Source organism: Mycobacterium sp. P4_H6, assembly GCF_056400845.1.
In genome coordinates, this window is sequence record NZ_JBFUKN010000003.1 from 143,703 (window position 1) to 164,034 (window position 20,332).

At 63.7% G+C, this 20,332-nt stretch carries 17 protein-coding genes and 2 pseudogenes; 3 read left to right on the forward strand and 16 right to left on the reverse strand.

What is annotated here, in order from left to right:
* The first annotated feature begins 3 nt into the window (after positions 1-3).
* Together AC1DTF_RS02480 and nicT are read left to right on the forward strand one after the other, a co-directional pair.
* Complete coding sequence (locus tag AC1DTF_RS02480; RefSeq protein ID WP_477472912.1) at positions 4-888, forward strand: phosphoribulokinase; 885 nt, start codon at positions 4-6, stop codon at positions 886-888.
* Positions 889-945: 57 nt separating this feature from the next.
* A complete protein-coding gene (gene nicT, locus AC1DTF_RS02485; protein WP_477472913.1) occupies positions 946-2,058 on the forward strand; it encodes a Nickel transporter NicT in 1,113 nt (370 codons plus the stop codon).
* 13 nt (positions 2,059-2,071) lie between these two features.
* Here the strand turns inward: nicT and AC1DTF_RS02490 are convergent, their stop codons facing one another.
* The 3 genes from AC1DTF_RS02490 to AC1DTF_RS02500 are packed head-to-tail and all read right to left on the reverse strand — an operon-like array spanning position 2,072 to position 4,524.
* The gene (locus tag AC1DTF_RS02490) at positions 2,072-2,617 is read right to left on the reverse strand and encodes an alpha/beta fold hydrolase (protein WP_149442815.1); all 546 of its coding nucleotides are present in this window, start codon (positions 2,615-2,617) and stop codon (positions 2,072-2,074) included.
* 19 nt (positions 2,618-2,636) lie between these two features.
* Positions 2,637-3,074 carry a ribulose bisphosphate carboxylase small subunit gene (locus tag AC1DTF_RS02495; RefSeq protein ID WP_149442816.1) on the reverse strand — a complete coding sequence of 146 codons (438 nt, stop codon included), beginning with the start codon at positions 3,072-3,074 and terminating at the stop codon, positions 2,637-2,639.
* A gap of 19 nt (positions 3,075-3,093) precedes the next feature.
* On the reverse strand, positions 3,094-4,524 hold the full coding sequence (locus AC1DTF_RS02500; RefSeq protein WP_477472914.1) for a form I ribulose bisphosphate carboxylase large subunit: 1,431 nt from the start codon (positions 4,522-4,524) through the stop codon (positions 3,094-3,096).
* A gap of 170 nt (positions 4,525-4,694) precedes the next feature.
* Here AC1DTF_RS02500 and AC1DTF_RS02505 point away from each other — a divergent pair, with 170 nt between their 5' ends.
* Positions 4,695-5,687 carry a class I fructose-bisphosphate aldolase gene (locus AC1DTF_RS02505; RefSeq protein WP_477472915.1) on the forward strand — a complete coding sequence of 331 codons (993 nt, stop codon included), beginning with the start codon at positions 4,695-4,697 and terminating at the stop codon, positions 5,685-5,687.
* A gap of 152 nt (positions 5,688-5,839) precedes the next feature.
* Here AC1DTF_RS02505 and AC1DTF_RS02510 read toward each other — a convergent pair whose 3' ends face one another.
* From AC1DTF_RS02510 to AC1DTF_RS02570, 13 genes and pseudogenes are all read right to left on the reverse strand, one after another.
* On the reverse strand, positions 5,840-5,974 hold the full coding sequence (locus tag AC1DTF_RS02510; protein WP_477472916.1) for a hypothetical protein: 135 nt from the start codon (positions 5,972-5,974) through the stop codon (positions 5,840-5,842).
* A 303-nt stretch (positions 5,975-6,277) separates the two neighbouring features.
* Positions 6,278-7,798: an NADH-quinone oxidoreductase subunit NuoN gene (gene nuoN, locus AC1DTF_RS02515; RefSeq protein ID WP_477472917.1), complete on the reverse strand. Its 1,521-nt coding sequence runs from the start codon at positions 7,796-7,798 to the stop codon at positions 6,278-6,280.
* Positions 7,795-9,324 (reverse strand): NADH-quinone oxidoreductase subunit M, encoded by a 1,530-nt coding sequence (locus tag AC1DTF_RS02520; RefSeq protein ID WP_477472943.1) that lies wholly within the window; start codon positions 9,322-9,324, stop codon positions 7,795-7,797. Before AC1DTF_RS02520 ends, nuoN begins: the two co-directional genes overlap by 4 nt.
* A complete protein-coding gene (gene nuoL / locus AC1DTF_RS02525; RefSeq protein WP_477472918.1) occupies positions 9,318-11,198 on the reverse strand; it encodes an NADH-quinone oxidoreductase subunit L in 1,881 nt (626 codons plus the stop codon). Before nuoL ends, AC1DTF_RS02520 begins: the two co-directional genes overlap by 7 nt.
* Positions 11,199-11,202: 4 nt before the next feature.
* Entirely contained in the window at positions 11,203-11,502 is a 300-nt protein-coding gene (nuoK, locus tag AC1DTF_RS02530; protein ID WP_477472919.1) for an NADH-quinone oxidoreductase subunit NuoK, read from the reverse strand.
* Positions 11,503-11,627: 125 nt separating this feature from the next.
* Positions 11,628-12,377 (reverse strand): annotated as a pseudogene (locus AC1DTF_RS02535) (NADH-quinone oxidoreductase subunit J); the annotation flags it as partial.
* Positions 12,374-12,877, reverse strand: a complete 504-nt coding sequence (gene nuoI, locus AC1DTF_RS02540) for an NADH-quinone oxidoreductase subunit NuoI (protein ID WP_477472920.1) — start codon at positions 12,875-12,877, stop codon at positions 12,374-12,376. The pseudogene AC1DTF_RS02535 and the gene nuoI, both read right to left, overlap by 4 nt.
* Entirely contained in the window at positions 12,870-14,069 is a 1,200-nt protein-coding gene (gene nuoH / locus AC1DTF_RS02545; RefSeq protein WP_477472921.1) for an NADH-quinone oxidoreductase subunit NuoH, read from the reverse strand. Before nuoH ends, nuoI begins: the two co-directional genes overlap by 8 nt.
* The gene (locus AC1DTF_RS02550) at positions 14,069-16,417 is read right to left on the reverse strand and encodes an NADH-quinone oxidoreductase subunit G (protein ID WP_477472922.1); all 2,349 of its coding nucleotides are present in this window, start codon (positions 16,415-16,417) and stop codon (positions 14,069-14,071) included. Before AC1DTF_RS02550 ends, nuoH begins: the two co-directional genes overlap by 1 nt.
* Positions 16,417-17,751, reverse strand: coding sequence for an NADH-quinone oxidoreductase subunit NuoF (gene nuoF / locus AC1DTF_RS02555; RefSeq protein ID WP_477472923.1), 1,335 nt, complete (start codon positions 17,749-17,751; stop codon positions 16,417-16,419). Before nuoF ends, AC1DTF_RS02550 begins: the two co-directional genes overlap by 1 nt.
* 17 nt (positions 17,752-17,768) lie before the next feature.
* Positions 17,769-18,392 (reverse strand): annotated as a pseudogene (nuoE, locus tag AC1DTF_RS02560) (NADH-quinone oxidoreductase subunit NuoE); the annotation flags it as partial.
* The gene (nuoD, locus tag AC1DTF_RS02565; protein WP_477472924.1) at positions 18,389-19,696 is read right to left on the reverse strand and encodes an NADH dehydrogenase (quinone) subunit D; all 1,308 of its coding nucleotides are present in this window, start codon (positions 19,694-19,696) and stop codon (positions 18,389-18,391) included. The pseudogene nuoE and the gene nuoD, both read right to left, overlap by 4 nt.
* Positions 19,696-20,322: an NADH-quinone oxidoreductase subunit C gene (locus AC1DTF_RS02570; RefSeq protein ID WP_477472944.1), complete on the reverse strand. Its 627-nt coding sequence runs from the start codon at positions 20,320-20,322 to the stop codon at positions 19,696-19,698. Before AC1DTF_RS02570 ends, nuoD begins: the two co-directional genes overlap by 1 nt.
* Positions 20,323-20,332 lie beyond the last annotated feature (10 nt).

Consider the following 20,332-nt stretch of genomic DNA (forward strand, 5'->3'; position numbering starts at 1 on the left):
ACCATGTCGCGCATACATCCGATCGTTTCGGTCACCGGGTCCTCAGGAGCCGGTACCACCTCAGTGATGCGTACTTTTCAGCAGATCTTTCGTCGCGAGGGTGTCAAGGTCGCCTATGTCGAGGGCGACAGCTTTCACCGTTTCGACCGGCTCGAGATGAAGGCGGAGATTGCCGAGGCGTACGCGCGCGGCGATCACACCTTCAGCCATTTCGGTCCGGCGTCCAACCTGTTCGAGGAACTCGAGGATCTGTTCCGTAATTACTCCGAACAGGGGACCGGAAAGTTCCGTAGGTACCTGCACGACGACGCCGAAGCAGAACCCTACGGACAGGAACCGGGCACGTTCACGTCCTGGGAGGAGATATCCCCGGATACCGATGTGTTGTTCTACGAGGGGCTGCACGGAGCGGTGGTCACCGACACCGTGAACGTCGCGCAGCACGCCGATCTGCGGATCGGTGTCGTCCCCGTGATCAATCTGGAGTGGATTCAGAAACTGCATCGCGACCGGGTGGTCCGGGGGTACACCTCAGAGGCGGTCACGGACACCATCCTGCGTCGAATGCCCGACTATGTGAACTACATCTGCCCGCAGTTCTCCCACACCGATGTCAACTTTCAGCGCGTTCCGGTGGTGGATACCTCGAATCCCTTCATTGCCAGGAGTATTCCGTCTGCCGACGAGTCGATGCTGATCATCAGATTCCGCGACCCGCATGGCATCGACTTCCCGTACCTGCTGGACATGTTGCATGATTCGTTCATGTCGAGGCCGAACACCATCGTGTGCCCCGGCGGCAAGATGGATCTGGCCATGCAGCTCATCTTCACCCCGATGATCTTGCGGATCGTGGAGCGGCGGAAGGCCGAACTGGTGGCTCGATAAGCGTGCGCCGACCGTCGGTCGAGGAATGTCGGACAGGGGACGATTTGAGGAATACGGATGGCCGATCGGGCAGTTGAACGTCGTCGCCTGTGGTCATCGAGCTTGCGGCACGCACTGACGTCGAGGGAATGGCTGCGATTGTCATCGATGTTCCTCGCGATCTTCGTCCTACACGCGGTGGGTTGGCTGACGTTGCTGCTCGTTGTCGTTCCAGCGCATTACAGCGTCGGAGACAAGGTTCTGGGCGTGGGTATCGGGATGACAGCCTATGCACTGGGTATGCGGCACGCCTTCGATGCCGATCACATCGCTGCCATCGACAACACCACCCGCAAACTGATGGGCGACGGACAGCGCCCACTTGCGGTGGGATTCTTCTTCTCCCTCGGGCACTCCACTGTGGTCTTCGGACTCACGGCACTGTTGGCTTTCGGAGTGACGGCCGTGGTGGGACCCGTACAAGACGACTCCTCGGCACTCCATCACTACACCGCGTTGATCGGGACCGCCGTCTCCGGAATCTTCCTGTACGTCATTGCGATCGCGAATCTGGTGATCCTGGTCGGCATCGTTCGGGTGTTCGCCCAGATGCGGGATGGCACGTACAACGATTCCGAGCTGGAGGAGCACCTCAACAACCGCGGATTCCTTAACCGATACCTTGGCAGATTCACGCGTTCCATCAAGCAGTCGTGGCACACCTATCCGCTGGGCGTGCTGTTCGGCCTCGGGTTCGACACCGCCAGCGAGGTCGCGCTTCTCGTGGTGGCGGGCACCAGTGTCGCGGCCGGCGTTCCCTGGTACGCGATACTGTGCCTGCCGGTGCTGTTCGCGGCGGGCATGACCCTGCTTGACACCATCGACGGCTCGTTCATGAATCTCGCATACGGGTGGGCACTTTCCGAGCCGGTGCGCAAGGTGTACTACAACCTGACTCTCACGGCGATGTCGGTCGCCATCGCACTGATCGTCGGAAGCATCGAGCTGCTCGGCGTGCTGGTCGGTCAGCTCGGCTGGACCGGCGGTGCCTGGGACTGGGTCGGTGAAGTCGACCTCAACATCGTCGGCTTCGTCGTCGTGGGTGTCTTCGTTGCGACATGGATCGTGGCCCTTGTGGTTTGGAAGTACGCGCACGTCGAAGAGAAGTGGAAGACCGACCGGCCAAGGTGACCGGTGAATCGTCCTACACCGACAGGGTGTGCATCACGATCTCGGTACTCAGCTGGGCGATGAAATGACGTGAACCTCGTGTTCCGGCCAGATCAGCGATCCTGAAGTCCCCGCGAACGTGGCGCCGGCTGGCACGCGCAATCGAGCCGGCGCCACGTGAACTGACCAGAGCCGTCGTGTCGGCGAAGACCTGTGGGCAGAGGTGGTCCCCGCTGTCGATGTGTGCGGTTCCGGGATGGCCGCCGTCGATCACCACCAGACCCGTGATGCGCTGCGGGTGATGCGCCGCGGTCAGCCAGGCGATCTCGGCGCACGGGCCGTCGCCGACGAGCACGGCGCAGCGGATGCTCAGAGAGTCGAGGATGGCAACGATGGCTTTGTCGGACAGCCGGAAACGCGCGCTGATGCCGACGGTCTGCACCTTGGCCACGTGCAGGCGGTCCCTGAGTTCCTGATAAGGGGATCCGGCGGTGCGGGACATGTCCAGCAACACCACCGTCCGGCCGTCCGGCGGACCCTGTGCACTGACCTGGACGGGGAGCCCGTCGATCGTATACATGCGATCGACGGGCTCCATGTCAGTCGGTGCCGTTGTCATTGCCGTATCGCTGGCCGGACGGTTTCGTCGCGGCGTAGGCGAAGGTGGTGTATCCGATCCTGCGATCGGAACCTTCGGCTCGGTCGAGGCGGAAACCCGGCTCTTCAGCCGGGCGTTGCACGATGAAGGAGAATGCGGTGGTCTGCCGACCGAGACGAGCGTCATAGGCGTTGAGACGCACATAGGTGTTGGGGTAGGCGGTGCGGCAGGCGTTGACCTCGAGCAGCACTCCGGCGGCGTCCTTCAGGTCGAACATCGGCAGGCCCCACATCTCCCAGTAGACATTTCGTGGATGCGGATCGTCGGTGAACTCCACCGACAACGGCCAGTCGTTGTCCAATGCGTAGGTGATTTGCGCGGTGATCTCGTCGTCGGTGAAGTCGGGCAGGTATGAGAAGGTGCCCTGGGTGATTCGCATGTGTATTCTCCGCTCTGGCTCAGGAAGTGGTCGACGTCGCCACGACGTCGGGAGTGTCGGTTGATTCGTAGTTGAACGAGATGTCGCCCCACGTGGCGAGCGCCGTGTCGAGTGCTCGGTTGCGCGCCGCCGCCTTCTTGAGGATTTCCGGACCTTCGGCGTAGAAATCGCGACCCTCGTTGCGCGCCTTGAGCATTGCTTCGAGTGCAACACGGTTGGCTTCGGCGCCTGCGGAGATACCCATGGGGTGACCGATGGTGCCGCCACCGAACTGCAGAATGACGTCCTCACCGAGGTAGTGGAGCAGTTGGTGCATCTGTCCGGCGTGGATACCGCCGGAGGCGACGGGCATCACGCCGGGCATCGACGCCCACTCCTGGTCGAAGTACAGACCTTTGGCGGGGTCGGCGGAAATGCTGTCCAGCCGGAGCGTGTCGTAGAAGCCGGCGGTGCTGTACGGGTCACCTTCGAGCTTGCCGACCACGGTGCCTGCATGGATGTGATCGACACCGGCCAGGCGCATCCACTTCGAGATCACCCGGAAACTGATCCCATGTGCTTTTTGTCTTGTGTAGGTGCCGTGCCCGGCACGGTGGAGGTGTAACAGCACACCGTTGGCGCGGGCCCACTTGGCCATCGACTGGATTGCGGTGTATCCGATCGTGAGGTCGATCATCACCACCACGGAGCCGAGTTCTTTGGCGAACTCCGCGCGCTCGTACATCTCTTCCATCGTGCCCGAGGTGATGTTGAGGTAGTGGCCCTTGATTTCACCGGTCGCCGCCTGCGCTCTGTTGACGGCCTCCATGCAGAACAGGTATCGGTCGCGCCACCGCATGAACGGCTGGGAGCAGATGTTCTCGTCGTCTTTGGTGAAGTCGAGTCCGCCGCGCAACGCCTCGTACACCACGCGGCCGTAGTTGCGGGCCGAAAGACCGAGTTTCGGCTTCGTGGTCGCGCCCAGTAGCGGCCGTCCGAACTTACCGAGATGCTCACGTTCCATCACGATTCCGTGTGCGGGTCCCTGGAACGTCTTCACATAGTGGGTCGGGATTCGCATATCCTCCAGGCGAAGCGCCTTGAGTGGTTTGAAGCCGAAGACATTGCCGATGATCGAGCTCGTGAGGTTGGCGATCGAGCCTTCTTCGAAGAGGTCGATATCGTAGGCGATCCAGGCGATCCACTGCCCAGGCGTATTCGGAACAGCTTCGACGCGATAACACTTCGCCTGATAGTGCTCGAATGTGGTGAGACGATCGGTCCACACCACCGTCCACGTCGCGGTGCTGGACTCACCGGCGACCGCGGCGCCCGCTTCCTCGGGCGGGACGCCCGGCTGCGGTGTTATGCGAAAGGCGCACAGCACATCCGAATCTTTGGGCACATAGTCGGGCTGCCAGTAGCCCATCTCTGCGTAGGGGATCACTCCTGCATTCCATCGTTCGCTCATGACTCCGATCGTGGCAGCGAACAGTGAACATGTCTATTGAGAATTACCCACTGACCATCAAGTGTTCAGTTGACTGTGTCCCCCTGGGTATCCACCTCCTAGGTGAGGTCGGCGCCGCGGAACCTGGATAGCGTCCTTGTGTCAACCACACCCGAAGAAGGACACCGCGCATGACTAACTGCCGACAGATCGCAGCCGCAATGATGGCGCCCGGCAAAGGTATTCTGGCCGCAGACGAGAGCATCGCGACGATGTCGAAGCGTCTGAAAGACAACCGAGTGGAGCCGACCGCAGAGAATCGGCGCCACTACCGGGAAATGCTCGCATCGGCGCCCGGGTTGTCCGACGATATTTCCGGGATCATCTTCTGTGATGAGACGCTCAAGCAGAGCTTCAGTGACGGTACGCCGTTCCCGCAGGCAGTCGGGGAACTCGGAATTCTCGCCGGTATCAAGGTCGATACCGGCGCCAAGGCCTGCCCAGGCCTGGACGGGGAGACCATCACGGAAGGCCTCGATGACCTGCCGGCGCGACTGGCCGAGTATGCGGAATTGGGAGCTGCCTTTGCCAAGTGGCGCGCCGTATTCACCATCGGTTCCGAAACGCCGACCCAGGGCGCGATTCGATCGAACGCGAACGCATTGGCTCGCTACGCGGCCGCATGCCAGCAGGCGGGGCTCGTTCCGATCGTCGAGCCGGAGGTGTTGATGGATGGCAGCCACAATCTCGCGGTGTGCCGGGACGTCACCGAGGAGGTGCACACCGCCGTTCGCGCCGAACTGGGATTGTTGAACGTCGATCTGGCCGGGATCATTCTGAAGCCGAATATGGTGATCGAGGGTGAGAGCCACGGCAGGTTGTCCAGCCCGGAAGAGGTTGCCGAAGCCACTGTCACAGTGTTGCGTTCGTGGCCGGGAGCTTTGGCCGGTGTGGCCTTCCTGTCCGGTGGCCAGGATCCTGAGCGGGCGACAGACAACTTGAAAGCGATGCAGCGGCACTCCACGCCGTGGCCGCTGACGTTCTCCTTCGGTCGCGCCCTGGTGTCGCCCGCTCTGTCGGCCTGGCAGGGAGATCCGGATCGGCGATCCGACGGCCAGGCAACGTTGCTCAACCGGGTCAAGGCCAACGGTGCCGCGGCGGGTCTGCGCGCTGCATTGCGCTGACGCACAGCGAAATCTCCGATGCGGGCCGCGGCCGGCATCTGTCCACGCAGCGTGGCGTGGGCCCGAGGGGTCATCACAGGTGTGATGACCCCTCGGTGGTTTCGCCCACCGTGTCCGGCGGTGAACAATGGCAGCGGTGACGAGTGCCGAGGTCAGGCTTGGCCGAATCCCCAGACCAATCCGGCGACGATACCGCCGACCACCAACACGTCGAGTATTCGGAGCAGCCACCAGAGAATTGCCCAATGCGCGGTGCTGCGGGTCGCCGTGCCGGCTTGAGAAGTCATCGCAGGAGCCATATCTGGCGCCGCGTGGGATCCACGAGCTCACGCGCGCCATCGTCGTAGTGGACGAAGATGTAACCCGGTGACGTCGAGGAAACTCGGCCGACGCGACCGAGTATGCCCTGCGACACCCGAACCCTGTCGCCCGCAACCAGTACGGGTACGGTGCAAGCGATTGCTTCGGTAGTGATCATGGGCTGGCTCCGATCCCTTGTCCTGGCTGAAGTTCCACTGGTGAGCATGCCCGCTGAGCAGAAGCGAGACGACCCCCGATTGGGGGTCCGCACGGGTGTCGGGACTTGCAGATCAGTGCAGGAACTCGGCTGCCTGGGTGGCGAGCGTCAACAGCGTCTGAGGTGCGATCCCGAGCAGCACGGTCAGCGCGGCCGCCGCCGTGACAGCGACGGCGGCCAGAGGCCCGGGCCGCGCCGGCACTGCCGTACCTTCGCCGGGTTGGTCGAAGAACATCACGACGATGACCCGTGAGTAGGCGACTGCCGCAATGACGCTGCACGTCAATGCCACCAGCACCAGGGCCGTGCCGCCGTTCTCCAGGGCGGCCTTCAACACCCCGAACTTACCGATGAATCCGCTCGTGAGTGGAATTCCTGCAGCGGCAAGCAGAAACAGGGCCAACGCGGTGGCCAAGAAAGGTGATCGTCGCCCCAAACCACGCCAATGGGTGATGTCGGCATCCTCGGTGTCGTCGCGGCCGTGGATGAGGCCCGCCACAGTGAACGCGCCCAATGCGCTGATGCCGTAGGCGAGGAGATAGAACATCGTCGGCGCCAGACCCCCCGCAAGCATCGTTGCGCCGGTGAGGATGAAGCCGACATTGGCCACCGAGGAGTAGGCCAGTAACCGTTTGATGTCGAACTGACTGACAAGCAGAACACTGCCGACCACCATGGTGAGGATCGCGACCGCCCACAATACCGGCCGCCAGGCCTCGATGAGGCCGGGCAGCGCGACGTGGAGTAGACGTAGCAGCGCCCCGAACGCCGCGATCTTGGTTCCGGCCGACATGAACCCACTGATCGGTGTGGGGGCACCCTGGTACACGTCGGGGACCCACGAGTGGAACGGCACGGCTCCGAGTTTGAACAGCAGTCCCACCATGATCAGAGCGGTGCCCATCAGCGCCATCGTCGTGTCACCACCACCCTGCTGGATCGTGCCTGCGATAGCCGAGAGGTTCAGCGTGCCTGCGTAGCCGTACAGCAATGCCACGCCGTAAAGGAAGAAGGCTGAGGAGAATGCGCCCAGCAAGAAGTACTTCAAAGCGGCTTCCTGCGCGAGGACGCGGCGGCGACTTGCCAAGCTGCACGACACATAGAGCGGAAGCGAGAGGACCTCCAGAGAGACGAACATCGTCAACAGGTCTGCTGCTGCGGGGAGGAGCAACATCCCGCTGAGTGCGAACATCAGAAGCGGAAAAATCTCGGTTTGGATCACGCCGGCACCTGCCGCCGTGCGTTCGGCGGCACTACGCGGAGCCAGAGCGCCCTGCGGAGCGAAGGCGACCAGGCGGCCCCGCGCGACGGGGGCGATGGCGATGAGCCCGGTCACCAGGATGCCGCCTTGAAGGAACAGTGTCGGCCCATCGATGGCCACTGAACCGACGACGGCGCTGCTGCGATGCCCAGTCAGTGAGATCACCGCGCCCAGGGCGGCGACCATACCGGTGACGCTGACGRCAAGCTGAGTGCGGTAGCGGATCGAGCGCGGCAGAAGTGCTTCGATGAGCACGCCGGTGACCGCGGTGCCGAGCATGATCAACATCGGCATCAGCAAGCTGTATTCGATACTGGGCGCGGGGATGCTCATGGATGCCCCGCCATCGAGTCCGTGGGTGTGCGGTCATGTTCTCCGACAATGAACATCGTGTTGGCCACCGTCGGGTCGATCAGCTCCAGAACCGGCTTCGGGTATACCCCGAATCCCAGCAGAACTGCGAGAAGCGTTGCCGAGACCGCAAGTTCCCGAGGACGCAGGTCGATGACCCGCTTACTGTTGTCGGTGACGGGCCCAGTCATGATCCGTTGGTACATCCACAGGATGTAGATCGCGGACAGAACAAGCGCCAGTGCCGAGCAGACCGCCATCACCGGATAGCGGGTGAACGTACCGATCAGCACGAGGAACTCGCTGACGAACGGTGCCAGTCCGGGCAGTGCCAGGCTGGCGAGTCCAGCGACCAGGAACGTGCCGGCAAGGACAGGTGCCACCTGCCGGACCCCACCGTATCCGCCGATGCTCTGCGTGCGGCCACGCAACACCAGAAAACCCGCGATGAGCAGTATCGCAGCGGTCGAAACACCGTGATTCACCATGTAGAGGATGGCGCCGCTCTGGCTCTGGCTGGTCATGGCGAAGATACCCAGGGTGATGAACCCGAAGTGGGACAGCGACGCATAGGCGATCAACCGCATCATGTCCGTCTGGCCGATGGCAAGCACTGCGCCATACACGATCGCGATCACCGAGAGTCCGACGATCAGTGGCCGGAAATATGTGGCCGCTTCCGGAAACAGTTGCAAGCAGTACCTCATCATCCCGAATGTCCCGATCTTGTCCACGATGGCCATGATCAATACCGCGGTTGCCGGCTTCGCCGTTGCCACCACATCGGGAAGCCACGTGTGCAGCGGCCACATCGGAGCCTTGACCGCGAATGCGAACATGAAGCCGGCGAAGAGAAGTCGGGATGTGGTGCTCGATCCGTGCTCACCGGCAGCCAGGTCGCGGATATCGAAACTCGCGGCACCTGATGCGGTCACCACGTACATCCCGATGACTGCGGCGAGCATGATCAGCCCGCCCGCCAGGTTGTACAGCAGGAACTTCATCGCGGCGCGGGAGCGGTCCGGACCGCCGAAACGCCCGATGAGCAGATACGTGGGGATCAGTATTGCCTCGAACAGCACGTAGAACAGCAGCACGTCCAGAGCGACGAAGGTCAGCAGGGCCATTGCCTCGACGGCGAGTATCAGTGCGACATAGGTATGAACTGCGCGCCCACTGACGGGTACATCGTTCCAGCCTGCGACTATCAACAGCGGTACCAGCCCCGCCGTCAGGACCACCATCGACAACGCGAGGCCGTCGACACCGACAATGTAACTGGCGCCGAATGACGGTATCCAACTGTGCTTTTCGACGAACTGATATTGCTCCCCGGTGGTGTCGAAACCCGAGGTCAGCGCCGCTGAGACCACCAACGGCGTCAGCGCCGCGCCCAGTCCGAGGTATTTGGCGAAGGTGTTCCGGTCGGACGGCACCAGCACGACAATGCATGCGCCGACAGCCGGGGCCAGCCACAGGACGGTCAACCAGGGGATGCCGTTCACCAGATCCTCGTTCCGACGATGGTCGCGATCGCCGCGGCGGCACCGACGAACACACTGAGCGCATAGGACCGCACGAAGCCCGTCTGGAGCGGGCCCAGCCTGACACTCACCCCATTGACGAGCGCTGCCATCCCCAGGGCTATGCCGTTGATACCTCGTTCCCCGACGTCCGAGGCGATGGCGATGACGCGCCGGCCGGGCCGTATGAAAGCCGCCTCGTTGAAGGTGTCGCCGTAGAGATCACGGCGTGCTGCGACGGTCACGGGTGACCCTTCTGGTGCATGTACCGAAACTCCCTGTGCTGCATGGATTCGGATGGCGATGAGAACGCCCGCAGCGACCGCGACCAGCGTCATCGCCGTGACGGTCCACGTGGTGGCGTGCGTTTCGTTGTCGATTCCGCCCACCACGGGTGCAAGCCAATCATGCAGTGTGCCACCGACAGTCAGTAGTGCACCCATGGATACCGACCCGATGGCCAGCACGATCATCGGCCACAGCATGGTGGCCGGCGCTTCGTGGGGATGTGCGTCGGCCGGCCAACGCCTGTGGCCGGCGAAGGTCATCAGCATGATTCGTGTCATGTAGAACGCGGTGAGACCGGCACCGAGCAGTGCGGCGCTGCCCAACAGGATTCCGCGTAACCCCCCCGCAGCGAAAGCGACTTCGATGATGGCGTCCTTGGAATAGAACCCCGCCAGCGGTGGCACTCCGATGATGGCCAGATATCCCAAACCGAATGTCATGAAGGTGGCGGGGAGAACTCTGCGCAGACCGCCGAACCTGCGCATGTCCACGTTGTCGTTCATCGCGTGCATCACCGAGCCGGCGCCCAGGAACAAGCCCGCCTTGAAGAAGCCGTGGGTGATCAGGTGCAAGATCGCGACCGGATAACCGGCAGGACCGAGTCCGGCGGCCAGCACCATATAGCCGATCTGGCTCATCGTCGAGGCCGCCAGTGCCTTCTTGATGTCGTCCTTGGCGCAGCCTATGACGGCCCCGAAGAGCAAGGTCACGGCGCCCACTATGACCACGGCGGTCTGTGCCGCCGGGGCCAGGTCGAACACCGGCCCGGACCGCACGATGAGGTACACCCCGGCGGTCACCATGGTCGCCGCATGGATGAGGGCCGAGACCGGCGTCGGTCCTTCCATCGCATCACCGAGCCACGACTGCAGCGGCAACTGAGCGGATTTCCCGCATGCGGCGAACAAGAGTGACAGGCCGATGACCGTCAGGGTGCCGTGCCCCAGCTCCGGTGCGGCGCCGAACACGGCGTCGAAGGACACCGATCCCACGGCGCCGAACATCACCATGAGGGCCACTGCCAGGCCGACGTCACCCACCCGGTTCATGACGAACGCCTTGCGCGCCGCGGTGGCGGCGGAAGGCTTGGCATCCCAGAATCCGATCAACAGATAGGACGCCAGGCCGACGGCTTCCCAGCCTGCGTACAAGCCCAGATAGTTGTCGGCCAGCACGAGCAGCAGCATGGCCGCGATGAAGAGATTCAGGTACGCAAAGAACCGGCGCCGGTCGGGATCGTCGGCCATATAGCCGATCGAGTAGATGTGAATCAGCGATCCCACACCCGTGATCAGTAAGGCGAAGCACATCGACAATTGGTCCACGTGCAATCCGAGGTCCACCTGCAGAGCGTCGGCGGGAATCCAGGAGAACAGCAGCCGGCTGATGGTTCGGTCCTCTGCGGGACGGTCCAGCATTCCGATGAACAGCCGTACGGTGACCGCGAAGGACGCGATGGCCGCCGCGCAGCCCAGGAGGTGACCCCAGCGGTCGGTGCGCTTTCCGCCCAGCAGTAACAGCATGGCGCCGGCGGCAGGCAGCGCGATCGACAACCACAGCAGATGTCCCACGTCGTCAGCCCCGCAGCAGGCTGGCAGCGTCGACATCAACCGACCGGCGGGTGCGGAATATCGACATGATGATCGCCAGTCCGACGACGACCTCGCATGCAGCCACCACCATGGTGAAGAACGCCACGATCTGTCCGTCGAGGTTGTCGTGTGCGCGGGAGAACGTGACGAGGGCCAGGTTGCCGGCATTGAGCATGAGTTCCACGCACATGAAGACGATGATGACGTTGTGCCGCACGAGCACTCCCAATGCGCCGATACTGAACAGGACCGCCGAGAGGTAGAGGTAGTGGTCATGATTCATCGGTCGGTGCCTTCCGCTGAGAACCCCGGGTACGCCTCACCGTCGTTGGGCGCCGCGTCTGTCCAACGCTCCACCCACACCGGCGCTTCGTCGGAGACCACCGTGACCAACTGCAGCCGAAGCTGTGAGCCTGCCTGGGCCTGTGGCGGAGGCACCCGGCGGGGGAGCAGGCTGCCGGCCACGGAGTCGGGAGCGCCGGATCCATCCGGCAGCCGTGCGGGGAAGTCGACGGCATTGTGGCGGGCGTAGACGCCCGGACTGGGAAGGGGAGTGGGCCGACCACCGGGGCGGAATCTGTCGATGGCCAACTCCCGCTGGGTCTGACGGCGTTCGAACCGTTCGCGATAGGTCAGCACCATGGCCGCCATCGCGGCGGTGATCATCAACGCGCCGGTCAGTTCGAAGGCCCAGATGTATCGGGTGAAGATCAGCACCGCCAGGCCCACGACGTTGTCGTCCGCGTTCGCTGCCCCCGTACCGACCAACTGGCTTCCCGCCGATTGCCCGATGCCGGAAACCAACAGCACGCAGAACCCGATCGCCACCAGAATCGATGCGCAACGTTGTCCACGGATCGTCTCACGGAGCGATTCGGAGAGGTCGACGCCGATGAGCATCAGCACAAAGAGGAACAGCATCATCACGGCACCGGTGTAGACGACAACCTGTACGACACCGAGGAACACGGCGTCGAGCGCCACGTAGAACGCCGCCAGGGTGATCATCGTCATGCCGAGGAACATGGCCGAATACACCGCGCGGACGGCTGTCACCGTGCCGATCGCGCCGGCCACCGCGACGGTACTCAGTGTCCAAAATGCCACGGCGTCACCGGCCGAGCTGACCGGTAGGGCCTCCGCCACCAGGGTGGTCACGCCTGATCCGGTCGAGCGTAGTAGTCCTTGGCAGTACTGCCGGGCGCCATGGGATGTGGTGGAGCCGTCATCCCCTGCAGTAGTGGCGCCAGCAGGTTCTCCTTCCCATAGATCAGGTCGGTGCGGTTGTCGTCGGCCATCTCGTAGTCGTTCGTCATCGTCAGCGCGCGAGTCGGGCATGCCTCGATGCACAGCCCGCAGCCGATACAGCGCAGATAGTTGATCTGATAGACGCTTCCGTACCGCTCGCCGGGTGAGAAGCGTTGTTCGTCGGTGTTGTCGGCGCCTTCGACGAAGATGGCGTCGGCCGGGCACGCCCACGCACACAGTTCACAGCCGATGCATTTCTCCAAACCGTCGTCGTAACGGTTGAGCTGGTGGCGTCCGTGGTACCGCGGCGCGGTCGGGGCCTTGCTCTCCGGATAGTGTTCGGTGACAGGCTTTTTGAACATGGTTTTGAATGTGACGGCGAATCCGGCCAGGCCGGCGAGTTTAGACATCAATTTCCTTCCGGTGGACGATGAGGTCCGATATGGGGTCGATGGCGCGGCCGCGCCGTGCCCGCACACGTGTGCGCAAGGTGGCGGTCAGCACGGCGGCGAAGATGGCCGTAGCGCCGGCCAGGGATGTCCAGGGCACACGGGCTCCCTGATCGGGAAGGCTGCTCGAGAGAGCGACGACCATCAACCAGGCCAGCGCGGCCGGGATGAGGAGCTTCCACCCCAGTGCCATGAACTGGTCGTAACGCAATCGTGGCAGGGTGCCGCGCAACCAGATGAAAAAGAACAGGAAGATCCATATCTTGGCGGTGAACCAGAGCAGCGGCCACCAGCCGAGGTTGACCCCGTCGATCATCGACAGCGGCCACGGCGCCTGCCATCCACCGAAGAACAAGGTGGTTGCCAGGGCGGACACCGTGGTCATGTTGATGTATTCGGCCAGCATGAACATGGCGAACTTCAACGACGAGTACTCGGTATGGAAACCTCCGACGAGCTCACCTTCGGCCTCGGGCAGGTCGAACGGTGCGCGGTTGGTCTCTCCGACCATCGCGGTAAGGTAGATGAGGAACGATGGCGCGAGCACGAACACGAACCACGTGTGTTGTTGGGCGGTAACAATTCCCGAGGTTGACATGGTGCCGGCGGTCACGAAGACGGCGGCGAACGAAAGTGCCATGGCGATCTCGTAGGACACGACCTGAGCCGCCGAACGCAACCCACCCAGCAGGGGATACGTGGAACCGGACGCCCACCCCGCCAGCACGATGCCGTAGACACCGACCGAGGTCACGGCGAGCACGTACAACACCGCTACCGGCATGTCTGTCAGTTGCAGCGGGGTGGTGTGCCCGAATATCGAAACCTCGGGCCCCATAGGGATCACCGCAAAAGCCATGACCGCCGGCACCACGGAAATGATCGGAGCAAGCAGATAAGTCGGCTTGTCCGCGCGGGCAGGGATGAGCCCCTCCTTGAGGGCGAGCTTGATCCCGTCGACGAGCGACTGCAGAAGGCCCCGCGGCCCCACCCGGTTGGGGCCGAGCCGCATCTGCATGCGGGCCAGGACTTTACGTTCTACCAGTATGGCCACCAAGACAGTCACCACCAGGAACGCGAAGATCCCGAGCGCCTTCAGCAGCACCAGCCACCACGGGTCGTGGCCGAAGGAGCTCAGATCGGCAACCGGCATCAGTCGGCCCTCCCGATGTTCACCACTGCTCCGGCGGTGACGCCGAGTTGAGCATTGACCGCACTTCCGGATGAGTTCATCGGTACCCACACCACCCGATTCGTCATATCGGTGATCCTTGCGGGCAGTGTGATCGCGCCTCTGGCGGTCGATATCGACACCATTTCGTGCTCAGCGACCCCGATTTCATCGGCGGTGGCCTGGGAGAGCCGGGCCACCGCGGCGCGTGCTGTGCCCGCCAGGAACGGTTCGCCGTCCTGCAGCAGACCGGCATCCAGAAGTTCGCGCCACGTCGACAGGACGGCCTGCCCCGGCCCCGGGCGGGCGCCGGTGGGCGCCGGGACGGGTGGACTCACCGACTGCGCGGCGGGCCGCGCACCTAGTCGGCGTAGGTCCTCGCGTGCGGTGGCGTCGTCGGGCAGGCTCAGCGGGACGCCCATTTCGGCGGCGAGTGCATCGAGCACCCGCAGATCGGACATGGCTCCGGTATCGGGTATCGCTGCGGCGAAATAGCGTTGCCGCCCTTCCCAATTCAAGAATGTTCCGGACTTCTCCTGGACTGGTGCCACCGGGAGAACGACGTCGGCGTGCCGCGTGACAGTGCTCTCGCGGACCTCAAAGCTCAATACGAACGGGGTTACCTGCAGTGCTCGCCGGGCTGTCTGCGGATCGGGCAGATCGTCGAGCTCTACACCGCCGATCACCAGGGCGGCCAGATACCCCTGTGCGGCATCGCTGATGATGGCTCCGGTGTCGCGGCCGGGATGGCCGGTGCGGCGCCCACCGGGTAGCAGCGTGGGAAATGCACCCGCCTCCAGTGCGCCGCGCTCGCCGGCGCGGCGTGGGACCCAGGCCAGCTTGGCGCCGGTGCCGTCGGCCAGGCGTGCGGCCGCCGTCAGGGAACCGGCACTGGCGGACAGACGTTCCCCGACCACGATCACCGCGCCGGGGGAACGTAGCAGGTCGGCAATGTCCCCGCGGTGCAGAGCGTCGAGGACCGCACTCTCGCCACCTGGCGCGGCAGCCAGCAGCTGCCCGCCCATCTTGGTGAGGCCACGGCTGGCGAATGGTCCGATCGAATAGACCGGCAGGCCGCCGCTGCGCACGGCCTTGCGTAGCCGGAGGAAGAGAATGGGTGACTCCTCTTCGGGCTCCAGCCCGACCAGCAAGACCACCGGTGCGACCGATATTTCGGCGTAGGTCACGGTCAGCGGGCGCCCGGCGATACGGTTGGACAGGAACCATGTCTCCTCGGCGGAGTGTGCGCGAGCCCGGAAGTCGATATCGTTGCTGCCCAGCGCCACTCGGGCGAACTTCGCGTAAGCGTAGGCGTCCTCCAGGGTGGCCCGCCCACCGACGAGAACACCGGTCTTCTGCTTTGCCCGGCGAAGGCCGGCTGCCGCTGTGGTCAGCGCCTCTGACCACGATGCCGTGTTCAGTTTGCCGTCTTCGCCCCGGATCAGCGGTTCACGAATTCTGTCGGGCTGCGTCGCATAGTGGAAGGCCCACCGACCCTTGTCGCAATTCCACTCCTCGTTGACCTCAGGGTCATCGGCTGCCAGCCGGCGCACCACTTTTCCCCGGCGGTGGTCGGTGCGCTGAGCGCACCCCGACGCACAGTGCTCACAGACACTGGGCGTGGATTGCAGGTCGAAAGGCCGGGCCCGGAATCGGTAGGCAGCGCCGGTCAGGGCGCCGACAGGGCATATCTGCACCGTGTTCCCCGAGTAATAGGAGTCGAACGGTTCACCCTCGGCGATGCCGATCTGTTGGGCGGCACCGCGTTCCATCAGGTCGATCATGTGATCGCCGGCAATCTGGTCGGCGAATCGGGTGCATCGTGCGCATTGGACGCACCGCTCGCGGTCCAGCAGAACCTGCGTGGACAGGTTGATCGGCTTGGCGAAGGTCCGTTTGACATCGGTGAAACGAGTCTCGGTGCGGCCGGCCGACATCGCCTGGTTCTGCAACGGGCATTCGCCGCCTTTGTCGCATACCGGGCAGTCCAACGGGTGGTTGATCAGTAGCAGCTCCATCACGCCACGCTGCGCGTCCGCGGCGACCGTAGAGGTCAGTTGGGTGTTGACCACCATGTCCGGGGCGACGGCCGTGGTGCATGACGCGAGCGGTTTGCGCTGACCTTGGACGTCGACCAGGCATTGCCGGCAGGCGCCGACCGGCTCCAACAGTGGATGATCACAGAATCTCGGAATCTCGATACCGGCAAGCTCGGCAGCTCTGATGACCAGGGTTCCCGTGGGAACTGTCAGGGCCTGCCCGTCGATCGTGAGGTGCACCGACGCGGCCGCCCGGGTCGGCGCTTCGTGGACTGGCTCGATTACCGTCATCAGATTCTCGACTCCTGTGTCTCCAACAAGGTGGACTCCGCGGGATCGAACGGGCAGCCACCCAGCGTGATGTGGGCCCGGTATTCATCGCCGAAATGCATCAGCGATGACACGATGGGGCTGGCGGCGCCATCGCCCAAGGCGCAGAACGACTTTCCGTTGATGCTGTCCGCGATATCGGCGAGCGCACCCAGGTCCTGCGAGGTCGCGGAACCGAGTTCCAGACGCTCGTAGATCTGGGTGAGCCAGTACGTCCCTTCCCGGCACGGCGTGCACTTCCCGCACGACTCGTGCGCGTAGAACTGGGTCCAACGCCGGACCGCACGCACCACACATGTGGTGTTGTCGAAGATCTGCAGGGCCTTGGTGCCCAACATCGAACCGGCCGCCGTGACGCCCTCGTAGTCCAGGGACACGTCCAGGTGTTCGGCGGTCAGCAAGGGGGTGGATGATCCACCCGGTGTCCAGAACTTCAGTGCGCGCCCGGCGCGCACTCCGCCGGCGTAACCGAGGAGTTCACGCAATGTGATGCCCAGCGGGGCCTCGTACTGACCGGGGGTTGTGACGTGCCCGGACAACGAGTACAGGGTGAAGCCGGGGGATTTCTCGGTCCCCATGGTGCGGAACCACTCATCCCCGTTGGCCAGTATCGACGGCACAGAGGCGAGCGATTCGACATTGTTGACCACCGTCGGGCATCCGTACAGTCCGGCTTCGGCTGGGAACGGCGGCCGGAGCCGAGGTTGTCCACGCCGCCCTTCCAGGGAGTCCAGCAAGGCGGTTTCTTCGCCGCAGATGTAGGCGCCGGCACCGGCGTGCACCACCATGTCCAGGTCGAAGCCCGACCCATGGATATTCGTGCCGAGATGGCCGGCCTGGTACGCCTCGGCCACGGCTTGTCGCAGGCGGCGCACCACCGGTACCACCTCGCCACGCACATAGATGAACGCATGGTGGGCGCGAATCGCGTAAGCGGCGATGATCGTGCCTTCGATCAGCAGGTGCGGGGCGGCCAGCATCAGCGGGACGTCCTTGCACGTACCGGGTTCGGATTCGTCGGCATTGACCACCAGATAATGTGGCGGCGGCGTCGGGTCCGACGAATCCTGTTTGATGAAGGACCATTTCACCCCGGTGGGAAAGCCGGCCCCGCCCCGGCCCCGAAGTCCGGAACGTTTGACCGTGTCGATGACCTCATCGGGGTCCATACGCAACGCTCGTAGCAGCGCGGCATAACCGTCGTGCTCGCGATAGGACGCCAGGGTCCAGGATTCGGGGTCCGCCCAGTGCCGGCTCAGGACCGGAGTCAGTGCCGTTGCGTCACCGGGCGTCACAGGTCCGCGTCCGTAATGGGCTGCGCGACCCCGGCCAGGATGCGTCCGGTCTGCCGGAACGTGCACAGTGGGGCGCCGCGCGTCGGCGTGACACCATGACCGGCGCGCAGCGCATCGACCAGGTCCCTGGCGGAACGTGGTGACTGGTTGTCGAAGAACTCCCAGTTGACCATGACCACCGGGGCGTAATCGCATGCGGCGTTGCATTCGACATGCTCGAGCGTGATGCGGGTGTCCTCGGTGGTCTGGCCCGCCTGCATGCCGAGATGCTGCTGTAGCGACTCCAGGATCGCGTCACCGCCCATCACCGCGCACAGTGTGTTGGTGCACACGCCGACCAGATAGTCACCGGTGGGCGAGCGGCGGTACATCGAGTAGAACGACGCCACGGCGCTGACGTCGGAGCGTGTCAGGCCGAGTCTGTCGGCGCAGAACCGCACTCCGGCGGGCGTGATGCACGAGTCCACCGACTGCACCAGATGCAGCAGCGGTAACAGCGCCGAGCGCGTGTGCGGGTATCTGGCGATGATCGTCTCGGCATCCGCTTGCAGCCCGGCGAGCACATGCTCGGGGTAGGAGGTGCGTCCGCTGAATCGGTGGCTCTCATCAGCTGTGAGGCCTAGTTGCAAGAACGTCTTCATCTGTCGACTCCTCCCATCACGGGATCGATACTGGCCAGCGCGGCGATGACGTCGGCGATCATGCCGCCCTCGCACATCGCAGCCACCGCTTGCAAATTCGTGAATGACGGGTCGCGGTAGTGCACCCGGTAGGGCCTTGTCCCGCCGTCACTGACCAGATGGGCTCCGAGCTCGCCGCGGGGCGATTCGACGGCCGTGTAGACCTGGCCCGCAGGCACCCGGAAGCCCTCGGTCACCAGCTTGAAGTGATGGATCAGCCCTTCCATGGAGTCACCCATGATCTGCGTGACATGCGCCCCGGAGGTCCCCAGACCGTCCGGGCCCAACTCGAGGTCGGCGGGCCAGGCCAGTTTCTTGTCATCGATCATCACCGGACCCGGCCGCAACCGGTCGAGGCACTGCTCGACGAGCTTGAGCGACTGATACATCTCGCCGACCCGAATGAGGTAGCGGCCGTATGAATCGCACTGTTCATCGGTGACGACATCGAAATCGAATGTCTCGTAACGGCAGTAGGGCTGCGCTTTTCGGAGATCGAGGGCGAGACCGGTGGAGCGCAGGATCGGTCCGGTGACTCCCAGCGCCAAGCACCCGTTGAGGTCCAGGTAGCCGATCCCTTGTGTGCGGGCCTTCCAGATTCGGTTGGCGGTGAGCAGGTCCYCCAGGTCCCGTAGTCCTTTGGGCAGACTCGACAGCAATTCCCTGACCTGCCCTACCGCACCGTCCGGAAGATCCATCGCCACTCCGCCCGGGCGGATGTAGCCGTGATTCATCCGCAGCCCGGTGATGGTCTCGAATACCGACAGGATCTGCTCCCGCTCGCGGAATCCGTAGAACATCGGGCCCATGGCGCCGAGCTCCATCCCGCCGGTGGCGATCGCCACCAGGTGTGAGGAGATGCGATTGAGCTCCATCAACATCACGCGGATCACCGTCGCGCGTTCGGGAATGTCATCGGTGATATCGAGTAGCTTTTCGACCCCGAGGCAGTAGACGGTCTCGTTGAAAAACGGTGACAGATAGTCCATCCTGGTCACGAACGTGACTCCCTGAGTCCACGTGCGGTACTCGAGGCTCTTTTCGATCCCGGTGTGTAGGTAGCCGATACCGCAGCGGGCCTGGGTGACGATCTCGCCGTCGAGTTCCAGGATGAGCCGCAGCACGCCGTGCGTGGAGGGATGCTGGGGACCCATGTTGACGACAAGCCGCTCGCCGGCCTGAGCGTTGTGCGCGTTGGCGAGCACCTCGTCCCAGTCCTGTCCACCGACTTCGATGACAGCGGGATTGCGCATGTGCGAGCCCATCAGTGATACGCCCGGCGCTGGTCGGGGGGCGGCACCTGAGCACCGTGGTACTGCACCGGAATGCCACCGAGCTGGTGGTCCTTGCGCTGGGGATGGCCGACCCAGTCGTCGGGCATCTCGATACGACTCAGGGCTGGGTGCCCGTCGAAGATGATTCCGAAGAAGTCATAGGTCTCGCGTTCATGCCAGTCACAGGTGGGATAGACCGCATAGAGTGACGGGATGTGTGGATCATTGTCAGGGGCAGTGACTTCGAGGCTGATCCGACGATTGTGAGTGATCGACATCAACGGGTACACCGCGTGTAACTCGGCGCCGGCCTGGGTCGGGTAGTGCACGCCGCTGACTCCGGCGCAGAGGTCGAAACGCAGTTTCGGATGGTCGCGCAGGATCTCGGCGATCCCACGGATATGCCGGCGGGCCACCGTGAGGGTGAGTTGGCCACGGTGCACCGTCACGTGTTCGACGGCGATGCCGAACGTGTCGGGGCCGACGGCGCCGGCCAGGGTGTCGATCAACTCGTCGTGGTATCCGCCATAGGGTCTCGGGGAGCCGGCCGGCTGCGCGGAGGCTCTGACAAGTCGCCCATACCCCGAGGTGTCGCCGGATCCGATTGCACCGAACATGCCGGCCGAT

Coding starts and splice junctions, on each gene's coding strand:
- AC1DTF_RS02495 (WP_149442816.1), bottom strand. CDS start 3,074: ATGCGAATCACCCAGGGCACCTTCTCATACCTGCCCGACTTCACCGAC.
- nuoH (WP_477472921.1), bottom strand. CDS start 14,069: ATGCCGGTTGCCGATCTGAGCTCCTTCGGCCACGACCCGTGGTGGCTG.
- AC1DTF_RS02500 (WP_477472914.1), bottom strand. CDS start 4,524: ATGAGCGAACGATGGAATGCAGGAGTGATCCCCTACGCAGAGATGGGC.
- AC1DTF_RS02570 (WP_477472944.1), bottom strand. CDS start 20,322: ATGTTCGGTGCAATCGGATCCGGCGACACCTCGGGGTATGGGCGACTT.
- AC1DTF_RS02480 (WP_477472912.1), top strand. CDS start 4: ATGTCGCGCATACATCCGATCGTTTCGGTCACCGGGTCCTCAGGAGCC.
- AC1DTF_RS02490 (WP_149442815.1), bottom strand. CDS start 2,617: ATGTATACGATCGACGGGCTCCCCGTCCAGGTCAGTGCACAGGGTCCG.
- nicT (WP_477472913.1), top strand. CDS start 946: ATGGCCGATCGGGCAGTTGAACGTCGTCGCCTGTGGTCATCGAGCTTG.
- nuoK (WP_477472919.1), bottom strand. CDS start 11,502: ATGAATCATGACCACTACCTCTACCTCTCGGCGGTCCTGTTCAGTATC.
- AC1DTF_RS02505 (WP_477472915.1), top strand. CDS start 4,695: ATGACTAACTGCCGACAGATCGCAGCCGCAATGATGGCGCCCGGCAAA.
- AC1DTF_RS02510 (WP_477472916.1), bottom strand. CDS start 5,974: ATGACTTCTCAAGCCGGCACGGCGACCCGCAGCACCGCGCATTGGGCA.
- nuoI (WP_477472920.1), bottom strand. CDS start 12,877: ATGTCTAAACTCGCCGGCCTGGCCGGATTCGCCGTCACATTCAAAACC.
- AC1DTF_RS02550 (WP_477472922.1), bottom strand. CDS start 16,417: ATGACGGTAATCGAGCCAGTCCACGAAGCGCCGACCCGGGCGGCCGCG.